The sequence below is a fragment of the Mesorhizobium sp. M7A.F.Ca.CA.001.08.2.1 genome (assembly GCF_003998455.1).
In the GTDB taxonomy this organism is placed as follows: Bacteria; Pseudomonadota; Alphaproteobacteria; order Rhizobiales; family Rhizobiaceae; genus Mesorhizobium; species Mesorhizobium ciceri.
On sequence record NZ_RZPW01000798.1, the window covers coordinates 1 to 2,716 of the forward strand.

At 66.3% G+C, this 2,716-nt stretch carries 4 protein-coding genes; 3 read left to right on the forward strand and 1 reads right to left on the reverse strand.

Going from position 1 to position 2,716, the window contains the following annotated elements; translation table 11 throughout:
• From EN914_RS31110 to EN914_RS31120, 3 genes are all read left to right on the forward strand, one after another.
• Nucleotides 1-617 (forward strand): DUF3108 domain-containing protein (locus tag EN914_RS31110; RefSeq protein WP_164779037.1); only part of this gene is annotated, 617 nt, incomplete at its 5' end.
• Between the two features lie 34 nt (nucleotides 618-651).
• On the forward strand, nucleotides 652-1,563 hold the full coding sequence (locus tag EN914_RS31115; RefSeq protein WP_024503744.1) for a DMT family transporter: 912 nt from the start codon (nucleotides 652-654) through the stop codon (nucleotides 1,561-1,563).
• On the forward strand, nucleotides 1,560-2,246 hold the full coding sequence (locus tag EN914_RS31120) for a lysoplasmalogenase (RefSeq protein ID WP_024503745.1): 687 nt from the start codon (nucleotides 1,560-1,562) through the stop codon (nucleotides 2,244-2,246). The genes EN914_RS31115 and EN914_RS31120 overlap by 4 nt, the downstream gene beginning before the upstream one ends.
• Before the next feature lies 1 nt (nucleotide 2,247).
• Here the strand turns inward: EN914_RS31120 and EN914_RS31125 are convergent, their stop codons facing one another.
• Complete coding sequence (locus EN914_RS31125; RefSeq protein WP_024503746.1) at nucleotides 2,248-2,676, reverse strand: cupin domain-containing protein; 429 nt, start codon at nucleotides 2,674-2,676, stop codon at nucleotides 2,248-2,250.
• Nucleotides 2,677-2,716: the final 40 nt, after the last annotated feature.

Sequence of the window (2,716 nt, forward strand, 5' to 3'; positions counted from 1 at the left end):
AAGGCAGCGTCAGCGCGGCAGGGATGGCAAAACTGTTCGACGACACGCGTGGCACGATCTCGTCCAAAGGCACGATTGCGGGCAAGAGGATGGTGCCGCAGGCATTCCGCGCCGATTACACCTCCGGCAAGAAGGCATCGGTGGTCGACATCCGCTTTGCCAATGGCAGGGTCACCTCGACGCAGGTCGTCCCGGCGCCGGGCAAGCGCGACCCCAAGAGTTGGGTGCCGCTCGGTGCCGGCGACCTGGCATCGGTGCTCGATCCGATGGCTGCCACCGTCATCCATGCCGACAGCCTCGACCAGGTCTGCGGCCGCACAGTAAAGTTCTACGACGGCGAGATGCGCGCCGATCTGACGCTGACCTACGCTTCGAAGGGCACGATCTCGGTGCCGGGCTACAAGGGCGACACGGTTACCTGCCGGATGGGCTTCGCGCCGGTGGCTGGCTATCGCAAGGGCCGCAAGGCGCTCAACTATCTCAAGAACAAAAGCCGCATGATGGTGACGTTTGCACCGCTCGGCCAAACCGGCGTATATGCGCCGATCCATGCCACGGTGGGCACGCAGATCGGCACCCTGACCATCAGCGCCGGACGTTTCGAAGCGGTACAATAGCCAGGCGCAGAATTGGCGCGCCACTGGAGACAGAATGGGGCGCGCAACACTGATCGGCTTTTCGGCGGTCGCCATGTGGGCGCTGCTCGCACTGCTCACCGATGCGTCGGGCCAGGTGCCGCCGTTCCTCTTGTCGGCGATCACCTTCTCGATTGGCACCGGTGTCGGGCTGGTCGCGCGGCTGTTCATGCCGGCACCCGACAAGAGCCAGAGGATACCGCCGCAGGTGTGGCTGATCGGCATTGCCGGGCTGTTCGGCTACCACTTTTTCTATTTCACCGCGCTGCGCAATGCGCCGGCTGTGGAGGCGAGCCTGATCGCCTATCTATGGCCTTTGCTGATCGTGCTCGGCTCGGCGCTGATGCCGGGCGAAAAACTGGCCTGGAACCATGTCGTCGGCGCGCTGCTCGGCCTTGCCGGCACCGTGCTGATCGTCACCAAGGGCGGGGGCCTCGCCTTCGACGCCCGTTACGCCTTCGGCTATGCGATGGCCGCCGTTTGTGCCGTGCTGTGGTCGTCCTATTCGCTGTTGTCGCGGCGCTTCCCGTCGGTGCCGACCAGCATCGTCACCTGGTTCTGCGCGGCGACCGCGGTGTTGTCGCTCGCCTGCCACCTGGCGCTGGAACAGACGGTTCTGCCTGACGGTGCCGGCCAGTGGCTGGCCGTGCTCGGCCTTGGCCTGATGCCGGTGGGGGCGGCCTTCTATGCCTGGGACATCGGCGTCAAGCGCGGCAATATCCAGGTGCTGGGTGCTGCAAGCTACGCCGCACCGCTGTTGTCGACGCTGGTGCTGATCGCGGCCGGCGTCGCCGAGCCGTCGCTGCGCATCCTCGCCGCCTGCGTGCTCATCACCGGCGGGGCCGCACTTGCAGCGAAGTCGCTGTTTCTGCGCAAACCGGCGGCTGAGAGCGGAGCCAGGGCATCCCAAAGCGGAGCCGGGGCATGACGATGCCGTTTGCCGGCGGCATCGACGCAAATGCCAATGCGACACTGATCTTTTCGCTGGCGGCGGCGGTGATCTACGCCTTTACGCTTGGCATGCCACCAACGCTCGCCCGCTCGGCGGCAAAGACGCTCGCCGTGGCGATGCTTGCCGTGCTGGCCGGGCTGCAGGGCGGCCCACTGCTGCTGGCCGCCGCGCTCGCCCTCAGCGCCGTTGGCGACGCATTCCTGTCGCGCGACGGTGAAAAGGCCTTCCTCGGCGGGCTGGCCAGTTTTCTTGTCGCCCACATCGTCTATGTCGCGCTGTTCCTGCGCAGCGGTGGCGGGTTGGGGGTGCTTGGCGCCGAGTCGTGGCGCGGAGCGATCGCGCTCGCCATGGCGGTGTTTGCGGCCGTCATGCTGGCGGCGCTGTGGCGGCGCGTCGGTCCCGGCCTGCGTATCCCGATCGCCGTCTATGTCGCTGCGATCCTGGCAATGGGTATCTCGGCGCTGACCACCAGCAACGTCTCCGTGATCGGCGGCGCGCTGTTGTTCATGGCATCCGACGGGCTGCTCGCCACGGAGAAATTCCTGGTGGCCGCCATCTCGCCGCACCGCGCCTGGATGCGCTTCGCCGTCTGGGCGCTGTACTACGCCGCCCAACTCGCGATCACGCTTGGGTCCCTGCTATATCCGGGCTCTTATTGAGCTACGGTTGTTTCGGCTGCCAGCCGGGTGCTGCCAGTTCGAAGGCGGCAAACTCGAAGCCCGGCGCGACGGTGCAGCCGACCAGCGTCCATTCGCCGAGGCTGCGCGCCGATTGCCACCGGCCCGCCGGCACGACGATCTGCGGCCGCTCACCGGCTGCGAGATCGATTCCAAGCACCTGCTCCACAACGGTGCTGCCTTCTTCCCACATTGCCAGTGCCAGCGGGGCGCCGGCATGGAAATGCCAGACCTCGGCGGCGTCCTTGACCCGGTGCCAGGCCGAAACCTGATGCTCCTCAAGCAGGAAATAAATGGCGGTCGAATGGCCGCGCGCGCCGCCAGTGCCATCGCGAAAGGTCTCGGCATACCAGCCGCCTTCCGGATGCGGCTTCAGCCCGAGCGTCGCGATGATTTCGGCGGAGCTGGTCATGGCGTCGACGATATCACGGGCTCTAGAAGTTGTCCTTGCG

Bases quoted from the DNA above. Each gene is read 5' to 3' on its own strand.
- EN914_RS31115 (WP_024503744.1), top strand. From the start codon at position 652: ATGGGGCGCGCAACACTGATCGGCTTTTCGGCGGTCGCCATGTGGGCG.
- EN914_RS31125 (WP_024503746.1), bottom strand. From the start codon at position 2,676: ATGACCAGCTCCGCCGAAATCATCGCGACGCTCGGGCTGAAGCCGCAT.
- EN914_RS31120 (WP_024503745.1), top strand. From the start codon at position 1,560: ATGACGATGCCGTTTGCCGGCGGCATCGACGCAAATGCCAATGCGACA.